Here is a 22,143-nt window from a genome sequence, read left to right as displayed (position 1 = left end):
GCATCAGAACGTCAGTTCGACGGCGACAGTGTCGGTGTATGTCCCCGCCGGCAAACCGGCCTTGCCGACCGCTTGACCGTAGATGTTCACTGTCTGCGCGACACCGGTACTGGCGGCGAGGTTGATCGTCCCGTCAATCGCCAGCAGTTGCGAGTGCCCGGCATCGGTGTACAAGTCGTACGGCACGTAATTGGCAACGCCGTCGTACAGCGCCCGCGTGCCACCCGGTGACATTCCGTCGTGGGAGCCCGCGCGTACCTTGACCGTCGGCGTGGTGCCGCTGGAGCAGAGAATCGACAACGCCCCGCCGCCGCCGCCCAACACCTGCCCGGTGGCGGTGGTGAACAGGCTGTTGGCAGTGCCGAAGTTCAACGCACCGAAGTTCAGCCCGGTGGAACCGCCAGCACCGTTGACCTGACAGCTGCTGATCAGAATCAGGCTGGAGGTGATCTGGCCGGTGACCGTGGTGGCGGCGTTGGCACTGGAAACCAGCGCCAGGCCAAGCAACGACAAACCTATCCTTGATGCAAACATACGCATGGTGTCCGTCCTCTACGGGGTTACCAGTCGAGCGTCACCGTCAGGGTGTCGGTATAGACCCCTGCCGGTACCGCACGGGTATTCGCCACCACCGTGCCAAATACCGGAATGGGTATCTGCGCACCGCTGGTGACAGCGAAATTGTGTTGCTGGCCGATGCTGTAACTCCGGACGCCGGAGGGATCGACAAACAGCTGATAAGGGAGGGTCTGGCGACCGTTGCTCAGGCGCCGGGTATTGCCGTCACCGTGGGTGCCGCCGTCGATGGTGACGGTGAAACCGGTGACCGAGGGATTGCAGGCGACGTTGAGTTTGCCGCTGCTGTCGCCGTCCAGACTGGCCTTGATCGGCGCGTTCCAGGTGGGCCCCTGAAGGCCGAAGTCGAGGGTGCCGAGGGCGCTGAGCGGACTGTCGGGTGTGCTGGTATTGGTGACTTCGCAGCCGGCAATCAGGATCAGCCGCGCATTGATCTGCCCGCTGACCGCCGCTTGCGCCTCGTCTGCGAGCAATGCCAGCGTCCCCGCTGCCACCACCATCCAGTGTTTACCTGTCATTGCGCCCGTCCCTGCTCCTTTACGCTGATTCGATCACCGCGCTCATCATCGAACGCCTTCCTTGCGCACCCGCGTCCAGCGGCTGCCTTGAAACCACACTCACCAGGTGACCGTCACCTTGACCAGATCCGAATAACGGCTGACCTGCGGCACCTCAGCCAGGCGCTCGATCCGCGCGTAAAGTGGCAACTCCACCGTGCCGCTGTCCGGCACCCGCCCACTGACCGGAACATCCACCACCAGCGGCACCCGGCGCGCCGCGTCCTGATACAAGCGGTACGGAATCGGTTTACTGCCTGTTGAACCGACCATATAGCGAACTTCCCCGACACCACCATGCAAGCCGCCGTCGACACGCATCTGGTACGGCGTGTCCGGATTGCACTCCAGCCGTGGCAGGCGTTGATTGGTCAGCGCCGCTGCCAAAGGCCCGGCCGGGTCATCGAGACGTGCAGTGCTGCCGAAATCAAGCACGCCCAGTTGCTCAATGCCAGCGTTGCGCTGCTGGCCGATCAACTGGCAGCCGCGTTGCACATCGACGCGCACTTCAACCTGAAGATCCGCCGAATAGACAGGTGCAGCGAGCACACCCAACAGCCCCATAACCCCATGTACATTCACTGCGCCATTCCTTGTCAGTGATCGCTTGCGACGTCGTTTCTGTGATTGAGGTTAGCAACGGTCGACGATTCCGCCAGTCGATTGGATCCATGGATCGGCCGGGATATGTTTCGAAAGATTGGCAACGGGGCGAGCCATGTCGCTAAAAAAGGCTGTACGTGCCGCACAAATTTGTTCAACAACCGCCCACTGTCGACACGTCGCGGTGGCTGGTCATCTCGGCGTCTGGTTACACTACATCGCCGCGCTCCCGGGAGCCGGTTTTGACGAACACGGAGACGCCGACAGTGCCTGCCCACCCGCCGAAACGATCGCGACTGATCCAGCGCTGGCCGGCGTTGCGCCGCTGGTTCGGCAAGGGTTTGCCGGCCGGCGCCGGGCATGACGCCAGCGCCCAGTCGATCCGCGATTACTTCCGACACAAGGCCAGCGGTCAGGGCTACACCCTCAGCCACAGCCAGCAGCGCGTCATTGAGTGCATGGCGCAGCAGGCCAGTCTGCTGTTGGCCGCCAACAGCCGAACCACGCCAAGCCTGTATCTGTTCGGCGCCGTCGGGCGTGGCAAGAGTTGGCTGCTCGACGGCTTCTTTCAGGCGCTGCCGATCACTCAGAAACGACGCTTGCATTTCCATCAGTTTTTCGCGCAATTGCATCAGGGCATGTTCAGCCATCGCCTGCAGGACGATGCCCTCGAAGTGACCCTCGACGAACTGCTGCAAGATTGTCGGGTGCTGTGTTTCGACGAGTTTCATGTGCATGACATCGGCGATGCCATGCTGATCACCCGGCTGTTCAAGGCGTTGTTCAAACGACGGATTCTGCTGCTGGTGACCTCCAACTATGCGCCTGAGGGTTTGCTGCCCAATCCGCTTTATCACGCCCGCTTCAAACCGGTGATCGAACTGATCAATACGCACATGCAGGTGATGGAAGTCGGCGGCCCGCATGATTACCGCAGCCAGACGCGTCACTCTGCACACCAGATATTCACCCAGGGACATTACGTGTGGCCGGCGACGCCAGCACAACGCACGGCCCTGGATCTGCCACCTGCAGAGGCACCGGCCGTTGCGCTAACGGTCGGCACCCGGCAGTTTCAGGCGCGTTTTTTTGAGAAGCGGCGGGTCGGTTTTACCTTCAACGATCTGTGCGAACAGCCAACGGCGGTGATGGATTACCTGGAACTGTGTCGCCGTTTCGACCGCTGGATCATCGATGATCTGCCGGAACTGGCGGAGTGCTCGATCGCCGCGCAACAACGCTTCATCAACCTGATCGACGTGCTGTACGACCAGGACAAGCACCTGACGCTACTCGGTCGTTTTCCCTTGCGTGAAAGCCTGGATGGCCAGGCCATTGACCTGGCGCGCACGCGCAGTCGGTTGGGGCAGTTGCAAGAAGTGCACGGGACGATCTGAGCACGCCATTCCCCTGTGGGAGCGAGCCCGCTCGCGAAAGCGCCCTATCAGTCAAAACATCAGCTTCTGACACTCCGCCTTCGCGAGCAGGCTCGTTCCCACCAAGGGCAACTGAAGTTTCGCCGCCTATCCAATTCAAACCCGGGCTTTGCCGTTATCATGTCGCCCATTCCCAGCGCCCCAGCGGCGCGCACCTGATCAATAGCGAACCCCAACATGCACACCCTTGCTCAATTGCGTGCCGGCGAGTTGTCGGGCATCACTCGGCTGGATCTGTCTTGTGGCCTGACCGAATTCCCGCGCGAGATTTTCGATCTGGCCGACACCCTGGAAATCCTCAATCTCAGCGGCAACGCCCTGAGCCGCCTGCCGGATGACTTGCACCGTCTGAGGCGCCTGCGGGTGCTGTTCTGCTCCGACAACCCGTTTACCGAACTGCCGGCCTGCCTCGGCCAGTGCGCGGCGCTGACGATGATCGGCTTCAGGGCCAATCGCATCGTCAACGTACCCGCTGCAGCCCTGCCACCACAGCTGCGCTGGCTGATCCTGACCGACAACTGCCTTGAAAGCCTGCCGAGCGAACTCGGTGAGCGCCCTGCCCTGCAAAAGCTCATGCTGTCCGGCAACCGTCTGCAAGCGCTGCCACCCTCGCTGAGCAACTGCCATCGTCTGGAGCTGTTACGCATCTCCGCCAACCGCCTGACCGAGCTGCCGCAGTGGCTGCTCGCGCTGCCCAGCCTGACCTGGCTGGCCTACGCCGGTAACCCGCTGGAAAACGAGGCGGACGCTGCCGCGCTCGATGCGACGGCACAGATCCCCTGGTCTGCGCTAAGTCTGGAGCAACGCTTGGGTGAAGGCGCCTCGGGGGTGATTTCCCGGGCGAACTGGCAACGCGACGATGGTTCGGTGATACCGGTTGCGGTGAAGTTGTACAAAGGTGAAATGACCAGCGACGGCTCGCCGCTGCACGAAATGAATGCGTGTATCACCGCCGGCCTGCATCCCAATCTGATCCGCGTCGAGGGACGCATCAGTGGCCATCCCGACGGCCAGCAAGGATTGGTGATGCAATTGATCGATCCGTCGTTCCGCAACCTCGCCGACCTGCCCAGCCTGGCGTCCTGCTCGCGGGATGTGTACGCCGATGATTGCCGGTTCAGTGCCGAGGTCGCGCTGAACATTGCCAAAGGCATCGCTTCGGCAGCCGAACACTTGCATCAGCAAGGCATCACCCACGGCGATCTCTACGGGCACAACATTCTGTTGAACGAGCGCGGCGATTGCCTGCTCGGGGATTTTGGCGGGGCGTCGTTCCATGCTGTCGATGACACGCTGGAAACGCGCGCGTTGCAACGCATCGAAGTGCGTGCGTTCGGGGTTTTGCTGGGGGAATTGCTGGCGCGCGTCGACTCGGGGTTGGGTGATGAACTGCGTGCGGTGCTTGAAGAGCTGGAGCGGCGTTGCTGTCAGGCGGATGTGCTGGCGCGGCCGGGGTTTGCTGAGGTCATGCGGCAGCTTGAGAATCTGTGACCGCTGCGCGGTCAATCGCGAGCAGGCTCACTCCTACAGTGGACGGTGGTGATCACAAATGATGTGTTCACCTCTGGCCTGTAGGCCTGCGCCTGGTCGCGATGTGGCCATCACTGACGCAGCCGATCAGCCCGCCAGGCCAACAAACATGTCCTGCACGTCATCATGGTTGTCGAGGCCTTCGAGGAACGCTTCAACTTCAGCCATCTGCTCGTCACTCAAGCCGCTGACCGGGTTCTTCGGCTGGTAGCCGAGCTTGGCCGACAGCACGGTGAACCCCTGCTCTGGCAGCGCTTTCTGCACCGAATCCAGGTCGGTAGGGTCGGTCAGGAACAGCGTTGCGCCGTCTTCGCCCGGCTCGAAATCCTGAGCACCGGCTTCGATCGCGGCCATTTCCGCATCGGCGTCCGGGGTGTCCGGCGAGGCTTCGATCATGCCGACGTGGTTGAAGTCCCAGGCCACGGAGCCGGAAGCCCCCAGTTGGCCTTTACGGAACGCCACGCGGATTTCGGCGACGGTACGGTTGATATTGTCGGTCACGCACTCGACGATCAGCGGCACCTGGTGCGGGGCGAACCCTTCGTAGGTCACGCGATGGTATTGCACGGTTTCACCGAGCAAACCGGCGCCTTTCTTGATCGCGCGATCGAGGGTTTCTTTTGGCATCGAGGCTTTCTTGGCCTGTTCGACCACCAGACGCAGGTGTGCGTTGGTGGCGGTATCGGCACCGTTGCGGGCAGCAATGGTGATTTCCTTCACCAATTTGCCGAAGATCTTGCCTTTGGCGTTGGCTGCCGCTTCTTTGTGTTTAACCTTCCACTGTGCGCCCATTACTCACTCTCTTGATCTGTGGCGCCGAGACATCTATTGGCCGACGCGTGGCGCCAAGTTTATACGGCCTAAAGTCGGCAATCGACCAAAAAAACGCAATGTGGAATCGACATCTTCACCAGAGCTTGTAGGGGAATTCTGAAAAACGCCTTTGACATGACCATTCAACGCTGCGGTTTCGTACCCTCTCAGGCCCGTATTGCCTGACAGAGCCTGTTCGAATGCTCAATGACAAGGAAAGTCCTTTTACCCTGACCCTGACCGACAGCGGTCTGTGCCTGCCGGTGGTGCGTTTTCACGGCGAGGAAGCGCTCAACCAGCCCTACCGTTTCGATATCGAACTGATCGGTTTGGCCCCCGCCGTGGCGCCGGGCACATTCCTGCACCAACGGGCCTTTCTGCGTCTGGACGACCATCATGGAATCCACGGCGTGATCGACAGTGCCAGTTGCGAACATCGCGGTACGCACCGGATCGGCTATCGCGTGACGGTCGTGCCGCGCTTGCACAGGCTGGCTCAGCCGAGCAAACGGCGAGTGTTCGTGCAACAGAGTGTGCCGCAGATTCTCCAGCAGTTGCTCACGGAAAACGCCCTGCCCGCCGACGGCTACCGGATTGAAATGACCGTCGGCCGCTACCCGATCCGGCCTTTTTGCATCCAGTACGAAGAAAGTGATCTGGCGCTGCTGCACAGACTTTGCGAAGAGGAAGGCATTCACTATCACTTTGAACACCGGATGGACGGACACGTGGTCGTGTTTGCCGATGACAGCCTCAGTCTGCCGCAAACGCCGGTACTGGTTCCGTTCAAGGCCTGTGAGCAAACGCCTTCTCCCTGCATCACTTCGCTGTACCAGCATCATCACGCCGCGCCCGTCGCCACGCTGCATGCCGTGCGTAACCGAGGGCAGCGGGCGATCAGCGACGAGGCCGCCAACCACATCACGGCAAATCCCTTGCCGCAGGCATCTTCCCTCGAACAACGACACCACGAACAACGCAGCCGTCGACATCTGGAACGGCAACGCTGCCAGCATCGCACGATCAACGGCCGCAGCGACCGGATCGGCTTGCTCAGTGGACAACTGCTGCAAGTGTCGGCGCATCCGGTCAGCCACTTCAACGAACAATGGCGGCTCACCTCGATACGTCATCACGGGCAACATCCGTCGATTCTTGACCCGACCCCACCCTTGCACCGCTACGAAAACGATTTTACCGCCCAGCCCTGGTCAAGCGATTTTCGCCCGGCGCTCAACCAACCGCGTCCAGGCATTGCCGGTTATCACCTGGCGCTGGTGCTGGGACCTGCCGGGCAACCGGCGCAGCTCGATGAACAGGGTCGGGTCGCCGTCAGGCTGTGGCCCTCGGAACATCTGCAAACCCTTGATGACGAGGCGATCTGGCTGCCCATCGCGATGACTCGCGCCAATGGCCGAGTGGCACGGGAGGAACTGCCCTGCGCCGGCAGCGAAGTGTGGGTGAGTTTCCTTGACAGCGACCCCGACCGGCCGATTCTGTGTCTGGGCAACTCACGCAAGCCCACACCTCGCGAACCACCCGCACGTGACAGCCTATTACTCGACTGGCTACTCGACAGCGGCGCACGCTGATCCCTTCGTAAGAGTTGCCGCAGGCTGCGATCTTTTGATTTTGATCTTAAAAACAAGATCGAAAGATCGCAGCCTGCGGCAGCCCCTAGATCAACACGCCGTGCTTCAGGCTTTGTCAGCCTTGCCCGCCGCCGCAGCGAATTTCGCCAGACGCACATCCAGATGCCGAGGACGCCGCCCGTGATCTTCGGCGCGCTCCTTGCGGCGGATGGCGTTGCGCACCATCAACGAACCGAGGTAGCGGATTGGCTCCGGCGGGAAATAACCCAGCGGCCCGTTGACCAGCGGCGAACGGGTCCACGGGTTGTCCAGGCCCTGCACCAACGAAGCAAGAATCTGTCCGCCCATGTGGCACGGGCCGACGCCGCTGCCAGAATAGCCGAAGCCGTAAAACACATTGCCGGCGCTGCTCATCTGGCCGAAGAACGGCAAACCGGTGACCGAGCGATCCGACGGGCCGTTCCAGGTGGCATCGACTTTGACATCGGCAAACGCCGGGAAGAAGTCGGCGAGGCTGTTTTTCAGCAGGCCGGCATAAGGCGATGGCTGATCGAACACCGGTAGCATGCGCCCGCCAAACGCGAAGGTGTTGCCACCCTTGCCGAGCATGATCCGGCCGTCCGGGGTGTTGTGGTAGTAGTGCACGAAAATCCGCGAATCGAGCACAGTGACCCCGCTGGTCAGGCCGATCTCCTGCAACAGATCCGGGCGCGGCTCGGTGATCAGCATGTCGCTGGAAACAATCGCCACGCTGCGTTCGAACTGTGGAAAGGCACGGGCCATCCACGCATTCATCGCCAGCACCACGCGATCGGCAACAATGCTGCCGTTCGGTGTTTGCAGGCGTGCCGGGCGCCCTTCTTCCAGCCCGGTCATTGCCGTGTTTTCGTGAATTTTCACACCCAACTGCAACGCCACGCGACGCAAGCCACGCACCAGTTTGCCCGGTTGCACACTGGCCGCCGCCGGCGAGAACCAGCCTTCCAGATGCTTGCTCGAACCGGCCATGCGCTGCACATCAGCTACTGGACGCTGGGTGAATGAGTTGATGCCATTGCGCTCGAGTGCAGCGATTACCGCATCGGTCGAGCCGACTTGCGCGCGGTTGGTCGCGGTGTACAGCGTGCCGTCGAGCCGATAATCGGCATCGACGCCGTACTGCTCACAGAACTCGCCAATCGCGTGGATACTGCGCTCGGATTCCTTGACCAGGCGCACCGCTTCCTCGACGCCAAACAAGCGTTCAAGGGTGAAATACTTCGCCGACCACGACAGCGCACAACCACCGTTGCGCCCGCTGGCGCCGGCGCCGCAGATGTCCGCTTCGATCAGCAAGACATCGAGTTCGGGGTTTTGTTGCTTGAGCATGATCGCTGTCCACAACCCGGTGTACCCGCCGCCGACGATGCACACATCGGCGCGGACTTCGCCTTGCAACGGCGGGCAGGTTTGCGAGGTGTCGGCCTGCAAGGCCTGCTCCAGCCAAAACGGTCTCATGGGGTTTCTCCAAGTCAGATGGCCACGACCCAGCCTGCCGCGAGCGTCGCAGCAGGCCGCGAGGCAAGAGTTTCAGGAACGCAGGGGTTTGATCGTCAGCGGGCAATTGGGGATAGAGGCGCGCGGTTCCATCACGCCAACCGGGCGGCTGTTCCAGTGCGGAATCAGCACCAGCGCCGAGAACAGCGCGCAACCGGCGAAGACGATGAACACCGTCACCGAGTCGAAGTAACCCGGCAGCAAACCGCCAAGTACCGCACCAACCGAGCCGCAGCCGTTGACGAAACCGGCCGCCGTGGCGCCGGCCTTGGCTTTGCCGAAGTCGATCGCGGCGGCACCGCTGATCATCGAGTCCGGGCCATACAAAGTCAGGCCCATGACGAACAGCAGCGCGACCACCAGCAACACACTGCCGGTATGCAACGCGGCCATAAACAGCGCCAGCGTCACGGTCAGCGCCAGCAGGCTCAACACGCAGGCCGGCATGCGCCGGGCACCGAACAGTTTGTCCGAGGCCAGGCCAATCAGGATCGGCCCGAGCAACCCGGCCAGTTCAAACGAAGTGGGAATGATCGCCGCGCCGACCTTGCCGACACTGGGCATCTGTTCAAAGACAATCACCGGGCCCCACAACAGAATCGCGTAACGCGCCGGTTTCAACATGAAATACGCCAGGCCCAACACCAGCACCGTGCGGTTACGCAGGATTTCCTTCAAGGGCTCCCAGACGCTGAGCTTGCTGTTGGCTTCGGTTTCTTCCGCCGTCAATTCAGGTTCCGGCTCGACCGCCGGCAAGCCGACGTCTTCCGGCTTGTTGCGCTGGAAGATAAAGAACAACACCGCCACCACGGCGACCACCACCGCACTGGAAATGAACGCCGCGTGCCAGGTGCCCACCAACGTATACGCCCACCAGCCGGCGAACGGCGACGCTACCAGACCACCAAACGCGTAACAGGAACTCCATAACCCGAGCACTCGCCCGCGTTGTTGGGAGGGGAAAAAACTGCCGAGGTTTTTGCACAATCCCGACCATCCAGTGGACTGCGCCAAGCCCTGAATCAACATGCAGGTGGCGAAGATTGGCAACGTCGCGTAACTGCCCATCACCAGCGCCGCTGCGGCGGAAATCAGCAAACCGCCGAGCACCACGACCCGGGGGCCAAAGCGGTCAGCGAGCATGCCCCAAGTGAACTGGCCGAGGGCATAAGCCGCCAGATAGATCGCATCGAGGTTGGCCATGGCCATCTTGTCGAGCATGAAGGTCGGGTCTTCGGCGATGCCGAGTTTGGCCACCGAAAACGCTTTGCGGGTGAAATAGAAAGCGGCGTACGCAAGCCAGGTAATCGCGAAAATCTGCACGCGCCAACGCGCAATGGTGCCGATGTGCTTGTTCATGGTGGTTCTGACCTCAGGGTGTGAGTGTGCCGGCAGAATCGTTAAAAACGCCTGTGTTTTTATTGTTGAGCACTGCGATATCACCTCGTCCCTGTGGCGATATCGGTCAGATGAGTCCTGTTGTTGCACGCACAGGCTCATCGCTACCGTGCGGCCCGAGCGGGTCGTCAACGATGGCGTGAGCCGATCAAAGCAATTACTGTTTAATAAATAAAATCGATTTATCGTATTTCACACATAAGCTCAGCTTGTTACTGACTAAACGATCAGGTGACTGCATGTCGGTGTCCCACGCCCAACTCAAAGCCTTCCACGCCGTGGCTGTGCATGGAAGCTTCACCAAAGCCGCCGAGCGCCTTTTTCTCACGCAACCGGCGATATCCGACCAAGTGCGCAAACTCGAAGAGCGTTTTGGCGTTTTGCTGTTTCACCGCAATAAACGTTCCGTACGCCTGACTGACCTGGGCGAACGCTTGCTGGCGATCACCCAGCGCCTGTTTGTGATTGAAGCCGAAGCACAGGAACTGTTGCAGGAATCCCAGGCCTTGCAGACCGGCAGCCTGATTCTGGCAGTGGATGCGCCGGTCCACGTGCTGCCGCAGATCGCGCGCTTCTGCGAGCGCTATCCGGGAATCAGCGTGAAGATCGAGACCGGCAACACCGATGAATCGTTATTTCGCCTGTTCAACTATCAGGCCGATCTGGCGTTGCTTGGCCGCGATGTCAGTGATGAACGCTTGCTGTGCGTGCCGCTGCGCAATGATCCGATGGTCGCGTTCGTGTCGCGCCATCATCCGTGGGCCGAGCGGGAATCGATCTGCCTGGCAGACCTGGATGACACGCCGCTGGTGTTGCGTGAGCACGGTTCGGTAACCCGGCAGACGCTGGAAGAGGAAATGGCCCGCGCGGGGTTTCGCATTCGTCCGGCGATTCAGGTTGAGGGCCGGGAAGCAGCGCGTGAGGCGGTGGTGGTCGGGATTGGCGTTGGCGTGGTGTCGGCGGCGGAATTTGGTGCGGACTCGCGGGTGTGCGCGTTGCCGATTGTCGACTGCACCCGACGGTTGACGGAGACGCTGGTGTGCTTGCGCGAGCAAAGCAATCGACGGGTGGTGGCGACCTTTCTCGATATGGTGCGCCAGAGTCTTGTGTGAACCGTGATGGCCCCTTCGCGAGCAAGCTCGCTCCCACAGGGGTTACGCATTCCAAATGTGGGAGCGAGCTTGCTCGCGAAGGGAGCTTGCTCGCGAAGGGAGCGACTCGGTGTATCAGGCCGGCGCCAGACCAAAGAACGCCTGTATCAAGCGCAACTCCCGCCGCCGCTCCATGCAGCCGATCATGTGCCGATTGACCAGCCCTGCCCCGGCAATCGGAATCGCCATCACCCGCGGGTCATGGCTGACCTCCACCGATGACACCACGCCAACGCCCAACTCGGCCGCCACCGCTTCGGTCACCGCCTCACGGCTGTCCAGTTCCAGCAACACGCGCGGATGGATCGACGCCTGCGCACAGGCCTCATCAAACGTACGACGGGTGATCGAACTCGGCTCACGGAGCACCATGATCACCTGATCCAGTTCCTTGAGTTTCACTTCTCCGGCGCGCATCGCCCACGGGTGCCCTGCCGGCACCAACGCGCAAATCCGTGATTCGCTCAATGCCTGCAGGTGCAGGCCTTTGCGCGGCTCCACTTCGGTCAACACCGCCACATCGGCGTGTTCCGACAACAATGCAGCGAGGGTTTCCTGGGCATTGCCCAAGCGCAGGTTCACCGTGATTCCCGGATAGCGTGCACGCAGGCTGGCCAACATCGGCATGACCATGTGCGGCCCGTCCGCCGCCACTTCCAGCCGCCCTGTCAGCAACTGTCGATTGGCCTCAAGCATCGTCTGCGCCTCTTCCGCGAGGCCAAACATCGCGCGGGTAATCGCCGCGAGTTTGGTGCCCTCCTCGGTCAGTTCCACCCGTCGCGCGGTGCGCCGCAACAGGGTGATCTGGTAGTGCTCTTCCAGCGCCTTGATGTGCCCGGTAACCGCCGGCTGACTGATGAACAAGCGCGCGGCGGCACGGGTGAAGCTGCCTTCACGGGCCACGGCGTCGAAGGCGCGGAGCTGGAACAGGTTCATGAATAACTCTCACTGATGGCTGGCATAACAACAAACAATTTGATTGATGCAACGGCGAATTGCAACGTATGCCCCGTAGCTTCATCCCACAGCGCTATCCGAGGACACACGAATGAGTATTGCCGAACCCATCCTGCTCACTCCCGGCCCGTTGACCACTTCGGCCCGCACCCGCCAGGCGATGATGGTCGACTGGGGGTCATGGGATGACCGCTTCAATCAACTGACCGCCAGCCTTTGCGAACAACTGCTGGCGATCCTCAACGGCGCCGCGACTCACCACTGCGTACCCTTACAGGGCAGCGGCACCTTCGCTGTTGAAGCGGCCATCGGCACATTGGTGCCGCGTGACGGCAAAGTCCTGGTGCTGATCAACGGCGCCTACGGCAAGCGTCTGGCGAAGATTTGCGAAGTGCTCGGTCGCTCATTCAGCACCTTCGAAACCGCTGAAGATGAACCGACCACCGCCGCCGACGTCGACCGCTTGCTGCGCGCCGACAGCAATATTACCCACGTCGCCCTGATCCACTGCGAAACCAGCACCGGGATTCTCAATCCGCTGCCGGAGATTGCCCAGGTCGTCGCGCAACACGGCAAACGCTTGATCATCGACGCCATGAGTTCCTTTGGCGCACTGCCGGTGGACGCGCAGAAAGTGCCGTTCGACGCACTGATCGCCGCTTCCGGCAAATGCCTGGAAGGCGTACCGGGGATGGGTTTTGTCTTCGCTCGCAAAGAGTCTTTGGCCGCAGCCGCTGGCAATTCGCACTCGCTGGCGATGGACCTGTACGACCAGCACGCTTACATGATGAAAACCGGTCAATGGCGCTTCACCCCGCCGACTCACGTGGTCGCGGCGCTGCACGAAGCGCTGCTGCAATACAACGAAGAAGGTGGCCTGCCGGCACGCCATGCGCGTTATGCCGCCAACTGCCAGGCGCTGATGGACGAGATGGGCAAACTCGGTTTGCGCAGCTTCCTGCCAGCGGCGATTCAAGCGCCGATCATCGCCACGTTCCATGCGCCGCAAGATCCGCGCTACCAGTTCAAGGATTTCTACGAACGCGTGAAGGCCAAGGGTTACATCCTTTATCCGGGCAAATTGACTCAGGTCGAGACCTTCCGCGTCGGCTGCATCGGTCACGTCAACCCGGGCGAAATGCGCCAGGCCGTTGCCGCGATCGGCGAAGTGCTGCGCGAGATGGAAGTCCTCGAAATCTAAGAACACCACCAATCCCCTGTAGGAGTGAGCCTGCTCGCGATGAGGCCGTGTCAGTCGACGAAGATGTTGAATGATCAACCGCTATCGCGAGCAGGCTCACTCCTACATTTGAATTGCATTGCCAACTCAGGAATTTGATCAACATGAACTACGTCAATCCAAACAAACTGCAAGCCGCGATCCTCGACTGGGCCGGCACCGTGGTCGATTTCGGCTCGTTCGCACCCACGCAGATTTTCGTCGAGGCCTTCGCCGAATTCGACGTGCAGGTCTCCATCGAAGAAGCGCGTGGCCCGATGGGCATGGGCAAGTGGGACCACATCCGCACCCTCTGCGATCAGCCGCAAGTGGCCGAGCGTTATCGCAAGGCGTTCGGCCGCACGCCGACCGACGATGACGTCACCGCCATCTACAACCGCTTCATGCCGCTGCAGATCGAGAAGATCGCCGAACACTCGGCGCTGATTCCCGGCGCACTGGAAACCATCGCCAATCTGCGTCAGCAAGGCATCAAGATCGGCTCCTGTTCCGGCTACCCGAAGCAGGTGATGGACAAGGTCGTCGAACTGGCCGCCACCAACGGCTACGTCGCTGATCATGTGGTTGCCACCGACGAAGTGCCAAATGGCCGTCCGTGGCCGGCTCAGGCACTGGCCAACGTGATCGCGCTGGGCATCGACGATGTCGCAGCGTGCGTGAAGATCGATGACACCGTGCCGGGCATTCTCGAAGGCCGCCGCGCCGGGATGTGGACCGTGGCGCTGATCTGCTCAGGCAACGCACTGGGTCTGGATTACGCCGGTTTCCGCGCCTTGGGCAGCGATGAACTGGCCAGCGAGCGCAAACGCATTCACGCGCTGTTCGAAGGCTCGCGCCCGCATTACATGATCGACACCATTACCGATTTGCCGGAAGTCATCGCCGACATCAACAAGCGTCTGGCCAACGGTGAGATGCCGCAATCGAGCTGATTCCTGCCGCTTGCTGCAAAGAAAAACGCCAGTGTCTTGCCGACACTGGCGTTTTTTATTGGCAAAGCCCCGATTCAGAGCGCTGAAAGTCCGATCAGCCTCAGGCAAATCCGCCAAAGCGGATTACAGTTAAAGCATGCCGTCGCCCAAGAACGGCAGGTTTGAACCCTGATCTGTGAGGAAACACCGTATGCCGTGGACAAGTTCCGAATCCCGCTACAGCACCGTCTCGGTCCTGTTGCACTGGCTGATGCTGGTCCTGTTGGTGCTGGTGTACGCCAGCATGGAGTTGCGCGGTCTGTTTCCCAAAGGCAGTGGCGGGCGCACGCTGATCCGCGAAGTGCACTACATGCTCGGCCTGACCGTGTTTGTGCTGGTGTGGTTTCGCCTGCTCGCGCGCAGCATTGGTCCGGCGCCGAAAATCTTCCCCGCCTCACCACAATGGCAAACCGTGCTGGCGCGGCTGATGCACTGGGCTTTGTACCTGTTCATGATCAGCATGCCGATCCTGGGCTGGCTGATCACCAGCGCCGAAGGACATCAAGTGATGTTCTATGGCTTTGACCTACCGCTATTGGTGGCGGAAAACAAAGCCTTCGCCAAGCAGGTCGAACACTGGCATGTGCTGATCGCCACGATCGGCTACTGGTTGATCGGCCTGCATGCACTGGCGGGGATTTATCACCACTATGTGGTGGGCGATAACACGCTGCTGCGGATGATGCCCAAACGCGGTTGAATATCAGCGGCTGGCGCTGAACCCACGCCGGCCCTGCAAGCCTCCGGTATGAATGAAGATCAGCCGCGTGCCGGGCGCGAACCTGCCTGCCTCCACCTGCTGCTTGAGCGCCAGCAACGCCTTACCGGTGTACAGCGGCTCCAGTGGGACGCCGCTGGCCTGCTCGGTCTGCTCAATGAACGCGAGCAGCAGCGGATCAACCTTGGCAAAACCGCCACGGCTGGCATCGATCAACTCATAGTCGGCAGTGGCCAGTCCGGCTGACCGCATAATCGACTCGACCTGCGGCGCCACGCCGTGATCCTCAGGGACTGCCAACGCGCCATAGACCCGGTGCGCACCCGCCTCGGCGAGGACCAGTCCGGCGAGTGTCGTCCCGGTGCCGCAGGCCAGCCACCAACCGTGAAAGTCGCTCCAGCCCAGCGCAGGTAATTGCGCTTGCGCCTGTTCCTTGATGGCTGCACAACCGAGCGCCCCTGCAAGTCCACCTCCCCCCTCAGGAACCGCTTGCAGATTGGGGTATTGCTCGTGCCAGGGTTGCCAGAATCCCGGCTCGTTGCGCGCGCGATAACCGCCATAACCCAACCAATGCAATTGCATGCCAAACGCCTGCAGATCCAGCACCGTGGGAGTTTCCTGCGCATGCCCGCGCAGCAGCCCCACGGTTTGGAAGCCCAGCCGTTTCCCCGTCGCCGCCAACGCGTGCAGATGATTGGAGTGCGCACCGCCGAGACTGATGATGCCCTCGGCACCCATACGGTCGGCGGCTTTGAGGTGTTCGACGAGTTTGAACCATTTGTTGCCGCTGATCAGCGGGTCGATCTGGTCGAGGCGCAGGATGGCCATTTCAATGCCGGCGTTTGCGAGCCAGTCGAGGTGAAGGTGTTCAAGAGGGGCTTGGGGTAGCCAATCGGTGGGAGGCAAAAGCATGAGCGGCGATTCGATCTGGACAGAGCCAGCATTCTAATCGCTCACAAGCAGCCATCGCGAGCAGGCTCACAAGGTTCACGATGTGCACAAATCCTGTGGGAGCGAGCTTGCTCGCGAAAGCGGAGTGTCAGTCAATATATATGTCGACTGACACGATGCCTTCGCGAGCAGGCTAGCTCCCACAGGTTCAGCGGTGGAGCTTAAAGTTCAGCAGCGAGGCGCGAGCCTTGGTTGATCGCGCGTTTGGCATCCAGCTCGGCCGCGACATCGGCACCACCGATCAGGTGCACGTTCTGCCCCGCTTCCACCAGACCGTCATGCAATTCACGCAGCGGATCCTGCCCCGCGCAAATCACGATGTTGTCCACCGCCAGCACTTGCGGCTCGCCGGTTTCGCCGATGCGGATATGCAGGCCTTGGTCATCGATGCTCAGGTATTCAACGCTGTTGAGCATCTGCACCTGTTTGTTCTTCAGACCGGTACGGTGAATCCAGCCAGTGGTTTTACCCAGACCATCGCCGACCTTGGTTTTCTTGCGCTGCAACAGAAACACTTCGCGGGCCGGCGCGTGCGGTGCGGCTTTGATCCCGGCCACACCCCCACGGGCTTCGAGTTGCGTATCGATGCCCCACTCTTTCCAGAACGCGGCGCGATCCTGGCTGGTGGCCACGCCTTGGTGAACGAGGAATTCCGAGACGTCAAAACCGATACCGCCGGCGCCAATCACCGCCACGCGTTTACCCACCGGCTTGCGCTCAAGGATCACGTCCAGGTAGCTCAGCACCTTGGCATTCTCGACACCCGGAATTGCCGGCACGCGCGGTGCAATGCCAGTGGCGAGGATGATCTCGTCGTAACCGCCTTCCACCAGTTTCGCGACATCGACGCGGGTGTTCAGGCACACCTCGACATTCGTGGTCTGCAACTTGCGTTTGAAGTAACGCAGGGTTTCGAAGAACTCTTCCTTGCCCGGCACGCGTTTGGCGATGTTGAACTGGCCGCCGATTTCGCTGGCCGAATCGAACAGAGTCACTTGATGGCCACGCTCGGCAGCCACGGTCGCGGCGGACAAACCGGCAGGGCCGGCGCCAACCACAGCGATTTTCTTGATCTGCTGCACCGGCAGATAATTGAGTTCGGTTTCATGGCAGGCACGCGGATTGACCAGGCAACTGGTCAGCTTGCCGCCGAAGGTGTGATCGAGGCACGCCTGGTTGCAACCGATACAGGTGTTGATTTCGTCAGCGCGGCCTTCAGCGGCCTTGTTGACGAAGTCCGGGTCGGCGAGGAACGGCCGCGCCATCGAGACCATATCGGCATCGCCTTCAGCCAGAATCTGCTCGGCGATTTCCGGGGTGTTGATGCGGTTGGTGGTGATCAGCGGAATCTTCACCGAACCGCGCAGCTTGGCGGTGACCTTGCTGAATGCCGCACGCGGCACTTTGGTGGCGATGGTCGGGATCCGCGCTTCGTGCCAGCCGATGCCGGTGTTGATGATGGTTGCGCCGGCCTGCTCGATGGCTTTGGCCAGGGTAACGATCTCGTCCCAGGTGCTGCCGCCCTCGACCAGGTCGAGCATCGACAGACGGAAAATAATGATGAAGTTCGGCCCTACCGCCTCGCGCACACGACGAACGATTTCCACCGGCAGGCGCATGCGGTTTTCGTAGCTGCCGCCCCAGCGGTCGGTGCGGTGGTTGGTGTGTGCGGCGAGGAACTGGTTAATGAAATAACCTTCCGAGCCCATGATCTCGACACCGTCATACTCGGCGGTTTGCGCCAGTACCGAACAGGTGACGAAATCGCTGATCTGTTTCTCGATGCCTTCCTCGTCCAGTTCTTTGGGCTTGAACGGGTTGATCGGGGCCTGAATCGCGCTCGGCGCGACTTGTTTCGGGCTGTAGGCATAACGCCCGGCGTGGAGGATCTGCATGCAAATCTTGCCGCCCGCGTCGTGCACCGCGCGGGTGACGATGCGGTGCTTGAGCGCTTCTTCCTCGGTGGTCAGCTTGGCCGCCCCGGAGTACACGCCGCCCTCGTCGTTCGGGCCGATACCGCCAGTAACCATCAGGCCAACGCCGCCCCGGGCACGTTCGGCGAAGTACGCCGCCATGCGCTCGAAACCGCCCGGTTTTTCTTCCAAACCGGTGTGCATCGAACCCATCAGGGTGCGGTTGCGCAGCGTGGTGAATCCCAGGTCCAGCGGGGCCAACAGGTGCGGGTAGTGAGCGGCGGTCATCGGTAACTCCACAACGAGCAATCACGGAAAAGTTGCGGGCGCTCTGCGGCTCCCGTCAGTCATGTTCGACAGACTAAGAGTCGCATCGCTGTCACTCAATGACCGTAACTGACAACTTATTGATCCAAATGCGCAGCGCCCCTTGGCAATCAGCTCCATGGGCCCTACCCTAGTCGCCATACCCTGTACCCGGTAGCTGTTGGTTTTCATGCGCAAACTTTTGTACCTGTTTTTCTCCATGGCCCTCATCGCCGCCCTGACCACCTACGCCATGTGGGCGGCGGACCGGCCGGCGGGCCATTACCTGTCGGACTTACGCATTAAAGTGGCGGTCGATCAGGGCATCCCCGCCGATCGTGGCAATCTGCTGGGCATCCAGCCCGAGCTGTTTCCCACCGATTATCAAAACCCCGAGCGCTTGCACCGCAAACTCGCAGCCTATCTGCAGCAAGCCCAGGATCAAGGCCTGCTGAACGATAAAACCGTCGTGGTGCTGCCGGAGAACGTCGGCACCTGGCTGCTGCTCAGCGGCGAGAAAGACGAGCTGTATCAGGCCCCGAGCCTCGCCGAGGCGATGAACTGGCTGGCGGCGAGCAATCCCTTGCTGTTCGCCCGCGCCTGGCTCAGCGCCAACGGCAGCGACCGCCTCAACGACGCGTACCTGCGGATGAAAGCCAAGGCGATGGCCAAGGATTACCAGGCGCTGTTCGGTGGTCTGGCCAAAGAATTTCACGTGACCCTGGTGGCCGGCTCGATCGTGTTACCGGAACCCAGCGTTCGCGATGGCCAGCTCAAACCCGGTAGCGGTGCCCTGTTCAACAGCAGCGTGGTGTTCGGCCGCGATGGCGTGCCGCTGGGCCAGCCGCAACGGCAGATGCACCCGGTATTCGATCAGCGCGAAGTGCTCGAAAGCGCAGACAAACACGCGCTCAACGTGGTCGACACCCCGGCCGGACGCCTTGGCGTATTGATTGGTAGCGACAGTTGGTACCCCGACAATTACCGCAAACTCGACGAGCAAAACGCACAATTGGTCGCGGTACCGGCGCAGGTATTCGGTCAAGGTGCGTGGAATCAGCCATGGCGCGGTTACAAAGGTTCAAGCACACCGGGGTCGGTCAGCCTAAAACCCGGTGAAGTCACCGAAGGACAAGCCTGGCATCGACTGACACTGACCGCGCAACCACCGAGCAGTCGAGCGATTGCCGGCATCAGTGTGTTCCTGCGCGGGCAGTTCTGGGACAAGGCCAGTGCCGGTCAGAGTTTCCTCAGCAGCAACGGTCAGCAGTTCGCCGATGGCGATGCCCGGGGCGCGCGTTTGTTGAACATCTGGTTGTAAGCCATGAAGCCCCTGCCGATGCGCCTCGGGGACCTGTCGGTGGGCTTTGTTCACAGCCTCGCCGACGCCGTGCGCAGTCATGGGGCGGATCCGCAGTCGTTGCTGGAGCAATATGGTCTGGACGCCGCGCGACTGGCCGAGGCCGGGGCGCGTTTGTCGATTCCGCGCTATATGCGCCTGGGCCACGCGGCGATTCAGTTGACCGGCGATTCGGCGCTGGGCCTGCGCATGGGCCAGCTCAGTCGCCTGAGTCAGGCCGGGCTGGCCGGCGTTACCGCCGCACAGGCGCCAACCGTGCGAGAAGCCGCGCGCTGCCTGATCCGTTTCGAGGCGTTGTACGGTTCCAACTATCGCGGTCAGTCCAGTTTCCATGAAGATGCCCATGGCGCGTGGCTGCGTTTCTATTCGATCAGCCCGTACAACGCCTATAACCGTTTTGTCGTGGACTCGATCATTGCCGGATGGCTGCATCAGCTCTCCAGTGTCAGCCGCGAACCGCTGCGCGCCGAACGCATTGAAATCGAATTCGATGAGCCGGATTACCGCGAGGCGTACGACTTGCTGGGGGATTGCCCGATCCAGTTCGGTGCCGAGGGCAATCAACTGCGCCTGAGCCTGAACAGCCTCGCACAGCGCAATCCCGAGCATTGCCCGAGTACCTGGCGGCATCTGCTGCAACTGTGTGAACGCGAGCTGGAGCAATTGACTCGCACCCGCAGCCTGCGTGAACGCATCACTCAACTGTTGGGGCCATTGCTCAATGGTGGCCGGGAACCCGACCTGGAAGAAGTGGCGGCACGCCTGAAGCTGCCGACCTGGACGTTGCGGCGCAAACTGGCCGAGGAAGGCACGCAGTTTCGCGCAATCCTCAATGATACTCGCCGGGACCTGGCGATGACTTACATCCGCGATACCGAACTGGCATTCGGTGAAATCGCCTACCTGCTGGGTTTTGCCTCAGCCGAAGCCTTCCAGCGCGCCTTCAAACGCTGGAGCGGTCAGACGCCAGGAGAATTCCGCCGCAGTCACCGCAAAACGGCCTGAAGGCAGCTGCAAGCTGCAAGTTAAAGCTCGGTGGCGTCTTCGGCTGGCTCGGGTTGGTCCAGTTCAAAGGCCTGGTATTCGAGCAGCTCTTCTTGATATTCATCCATCGTGTAATCCCCCTGCTGCTCTCTTGAATGGGCCTGAGCAAATGCCCAGTGTCTCGAGCTTAACGTGCTCGTATGAAGGAAAAGTGAAACCCGGCCTTCATGAATAAAACGTAGCAGGTGGTCAGGAATTTATCGCAGGACTTTTGTCAGGGGAATGTAACGAGATTTTAAGCCACCCCAAAAACTACTGTGGGAGCGAGCTTGCTCGCGAAGGCGGCCAGTCAGTCACATGCGTGCTGAATGTTCCGACGCTTTCGCGAGCAAGCTCGCTCCCACAGGGGTTGCTGTGAGGCTGGATTATTGGCCGGACGCTGGCATCGCCGGAATCGGCTCGGATGGCGGGGGGATATCCGGGTTGGCCGGTGGCGTGATGGTTTCGGTCGCCGGTGCAGATTCTGCACTCGGCGCCGGAGTGATCGGCGCGGCCTCTGCCGGTGGCGCAACCGGTTCAGACGTCACGGGTGCGGTCTCGGCAGGTGCGGGAGCGGGCTCCGCTGCAGGCGCCGGGGTTGCGGCGGGCGCAGGCGTTGGAGTCGGCGCTGGCACCAGCGCTGCCGGAGCAGGCTTCGCCTCAGGCACGCCGAGGTCAGTCTTCGGTTTCTCTTCAATGTGCGCAGCTTTCTTCGCATCCGTCGGCAGGAACTGCTCGACCAGGGTAAAGAAACGCTCGTAGAACTTCTGTGCCGTCACCGTCTCGCTGGCGACTTTGACCATCGAATCGTCGGACGAGCCGATCGGCATCGACACCGAGCCCAACACACCCACGCCGAGGCTGGCCGAGTTGTTGGTCTTCTTCAGCGCATAACGATCCTGCAAGGCGTTGGCGAACATCGTCGCATGGTGCCCGACACTGCCGTCATCGGCGCAGACCACGTTGAAGCTGATCTCCATGTGGGTGTCGCCGGTTTGCTGGAAGCTCTTGTGGCCACTGACCAGTTTCGGGTCACTGCTGGTGATGATGTAGCCCTGGCTAAGCAATGCACGGCGCGCCGCTTCGCAACTGACCGCGTCGGTCACCGGGTAATTGCGCGAAAACGTACCGGAGTCATCGAAGTTCTCATGCTCATACATCGGCTTGTCTTTCGAACAGCCGGCAACAGCGGTCAACAACAGCGCCAACCCGACAACACGCATGGGAGTGGAAATCAACATTGAACATCCTGAGAGAAAACAGTCCGGGGCGTATTGTGCAACAGATCACGCCCCGGCGGCGCATGGATTAGTGTCTTAAAGCAGTTACAACTCTATCGACCTTCAGTTGCGGGAAAAAGTCGCAATGCCAGATGATCGATGAACACGCGCAACTTTGCCGTGGCGTGGCGACTGGATGGCCATAGGACCCAGAACTGTCCGGTGTGTTCCAGATGCGTATCAAGCACGCGACGCAAACGGCCTTGAGCCTCGTCAACTCTGCACATGGATG

The 22,143-nt window shown here is 61.0% G+C and carries 19 protein-coding genes and 1 pseudogene; 9 read left to right on the top strand and 11 right to left on the bottom strand.

Features of this window, described 5'->3' with window-relative positions; translation table 11 throughout:
- Nucleotides 1-3: 3 nt before the first annotated feature.
- From BMY54_RS15215 to BMY54_RS15205, 3 genes are all read right to left on the bottom strand, one after another.
- A complete protein-coding gene (locus BMY54_RS15215; protein WP_064389251.1) occupies nt 4-540 on the bottom strand; it encodes a Csu type fimbrial protein in 537 nt (178 codons plus the stop codon).
- 20 nt (nt 541-560) lie between these two features.
- Nucleotides 561-1,094, bottom strand: a complete 534-nt coding sequence (locus BMY54_RS15210; protein ID WP_093434107.1) for a Csu type fimbrial protein — start codon at nt 1,092-1,094, stop codon at nt 561-563.
- 99 nt (nt 1,095-1,193) lie between these two features.
- Nucleotides 1,194-1,697 (bottom strand): Csu type fimbrial protein, encoded by a 504-nt coding sequence (locus BMY54_RS15205; RefSeq protein ID WP_093434104.1) that lies wholly within the window; start codon nt 1,695-1,697, stop codon nt 1,194-1,196.
- A 305-nt stretch (nt 1,698-2,002) separates the two neighbouring features.
- On the opposite strand from BMY54_RS15205, the gene zapE reads away from it, so the two are divergent.
- On the top strand, nt 2,003-3,133 hold the full coding sequence (zapE, locus tag BMY54_RS15200) for a cell division protein ZapE (RefSeq protein ID WP_093434101.1): 1,131 nt from the start codon (nt 2,003-2,005) through the stop codon (nt 3,131-3,133).
- Between the two features lie 216 nt (nt 3,134-3,349).
- Complete coding sequence (locus BMY54_RS15195; protein ID WP_093434098.1) at nt 3,350-4,663, top strand: protein kinase; 1,314 nt, start codon at nt 3,350-3,352, stop codon at nt 4,661-4,663.
- 126 nt (nt 4,664-4,789) lie between these two features.
- Here BMY54_RS15195 and BMY54_RS15190 read toward each other — a convergent pair whose 3' ends face one another.
- Nucleotides 4,790-5,494, bottom strand: coding sequence for a YebC/PmpR family DNA-binding transcriptional regulator (locus tag BMY54_RS15190; protein ID WP_093434095.1), 705 nt, complete (start codon nt 5,492-5,494; stop codon nt 4,790-4,792).
- 221 nt (nt 5,495-5,715) lie between these two features.
- On the opposite strand from BMY54_RS15190, the gene BMY54_RS15185 reads away from it, so the two are divergent.
- Nucleotides 5,716-7,107: a type VI secretion system Vgr family protein gene (locus BMY54_RS15185; protein WP_093434091.1), complete on the top strand. Its 1,392-nt coding sequence runs from the start codon at nt 5,716-5,718 to the stop codon at nt 7,105-7,107.
- 105 nt (nt 7,108-7,212) lie between these two features.
- Here the strand turns inward: BMY54_RS15185 and BMY54_RS15180 are convergent, their stop codons facing one another.
- Complete coding sequence (locus BMY54_RS15180; protein ID WP_093434089.1) at nt 7,213-8,604, bottom strand: FAD-dependent oxidoreductase; 1,392 nt, start codon at nt 8,602-8,604, stop codon at nt 7,213-7,215.
- Nucleotides 8,605-8,676: 72 nt separating this feature from the next.
- A complete protein-coding gene (locus BMY54_RS15175) occupies nt 8,677-10,002 on the bottom strand; it encodes an MFS transporter (protein WP_093434083.1) in 1,326 nt (441 codons plus the stop codon).
- A 278-nt stretch (nt 10,003-10,280) separates the two neighbouring features.
- Between BMY54_RS15175 and BMY54_RS15170 the strand changes: the two genes are divergently transcribed.
- Complete coding sequence (locus tag BMY54_RS15170) at nt 10,281-11,153, top strand: LysR family transcriptional regulator (protein WP_093434080.1); 873 nt, start codon at nt 10,281-10,283, stop codon at nt 11,151-11,153.
- Nucleotides 11,154-11,267: 114 nt separating this feature from the next.
- Here BMY54_RS15170 and BMY54_RS15165 read toward each other — a convergent pair whose 3' ends face one another.
- On the bottom strand, nt 11,268-12,128 hold the full coding sequence (locus BMY54_RS15165; RefSeq protein ID WP_093434077.1) for a LysR substrate-binding domain-containing protein: 861 nt from the start codon (nt 12,126-12,128) through the stop codon (nt 11,268-11,270).
- Between the two features lie 112 nt (nt 12,129-12,240).
- Between BMY54_RS15165 and BMY54_RS15160 the strand changes: the two genes are divergently transcribed.
- From BMY54_RS15160 to BMY54_RS15150, 3 genes are all read left to right on the top strand, one after another.
- Complete coding sequence (locus BMY54_RS15160) at nt 12,241-13,350, top strand: 2-aminoethylphosphonate--pyruvate transaminase (protein ID WP_093434074.1); 1,110 nt, start codon at nt 12,241-12,243, stop codon at nt 13,348-13,350.
- Between the two features lie 143 nt (nt 13,351-13,493).
- Entirely contained in the window at nt 13,494-14,321 is an 828-nt protein-coding gene (phnX, locus tag BMY54_RS15155; protein WP_093434071.1) for a phosphonoacetaldehyde hydrolase, read from the top strand.
- A 190-nt stretch (nt 14,322-14,511) separates the two neighbouring features.
- On the top strand, nt 14,512-15,060 hold the full coding sequence (locus BMY54_RS15150; RefSeq protein WP_093434069.1) for a cytochrome b: 549 nt from the start codon (nt 14,512-14,514) through the stop codon (nt 15,058-15,060).
- Nucleotides 15,061-15,063: 3 nt separating this feature from the next.
- Here the strand turns inward: BMY54_RS15150 and BMY54_RS15145 are convergent, their stop codons facing one another.
- Both BMY54_RS15145 and BMY54_RS15140 read right to left on the bottom strand, forming a co-directional pair.
- Nucleotides 15,064-15,990, bottom strand: a complete 927-nt coding sequence (locus BMY54_RS15145) for a 1-aminocyclopropane-1-carboxylate deaminase/D-cysteine desulfhydrase (RefSeq protein ID WP_093434066.1) — start codon at nt 15,988-15,990, stop codon at nt 15,064-15,066.
- A gap of 200 nt (nt 15,991-16,190) precedes the next feature.
- Nucleotides 16,191-18,230, bottom strand: coding sequence for an NADPH-dependent 2,4-dienoyl-CoA reductase (locus BMY54_RS15140; RefSeq protein ID WP_093434064.1), 2,040 nt, complete (start codon nt 18,228-18,230; stop codon nt 16,191-16,193).
- Between the two features lie 208 nt (nt 18,231-18,438).
- On the opposite strand from BMY54_RS15140, the gene BMY54_RS15135 reads away from it, so the two are divergent.
- A complete protein-coding gene (locus BMY54_RS15135) occupies nt 18,439-19,569 on the top strand; it encodes a carbon-nitrogen hydrolase family protein (RefSeq protein ID WP_093434061.1) in 1,131 nt (376 codons plus the stop codon).
- 3 nt (nt 19,570-19,572) lie between these two features.
- A complete protein-coding gene (locus BMY54_RS15130) occupies nt 19,573-20,613 on the top strand; it encodes an AraC family transcriptional regulator (RefSeq protein ID WP_093434058.1) in 1,041 nt (346 codons plus the stop codon).
- A gap of 404 nt (nt 20,614-21,017) precedes the next feature.
- Here BMY54_RS15130 and BMY54_RS15125 read toward each other — a convergent pair whose 3' ends face one another.
- Both BMY54_RS15125 and BMY54_RS30900 read right to left on the bottom strand, forming a co-directional pair.
- Nucleotides 21,018-21,872, bottom strand: coding sequence for a DUF2242 domain-containing protein (locus tag BMY54_RS15125; protein WP_093434055.1), 855 nt, complete (start codon nt 21,870-21,872; stop codon nt 21,018-21,020).
- 92 nt (nt 21,873-21,964) lie between these two features.
- Nucleotides 21,965-22,129, bottom strand: a pseudogene (locus tag BMY54_RS30900) (LysR family transcriptional regulator); the annotation flags it as partial.
- Nucleotides 22,130-22,143 lie beyond the last annotated feature (14 nt).

Origin of the sequence: Pseudomonas sp. ok266, from assembly GCF_900110195.1 — a bacterium.
GTDB classification, from domain to species: Bacteria; Pseudomonadota; Gammaproteobacteria; order Pseudomonadales; family Pseudomonadaceae; genus Aquipseudomonas; species Aquipseudomonas neuropathica.
Note: the sequence above shows the minus strand (reverse complement) of the source record. Positions and strands in the feature narration are given on the sequence as shown.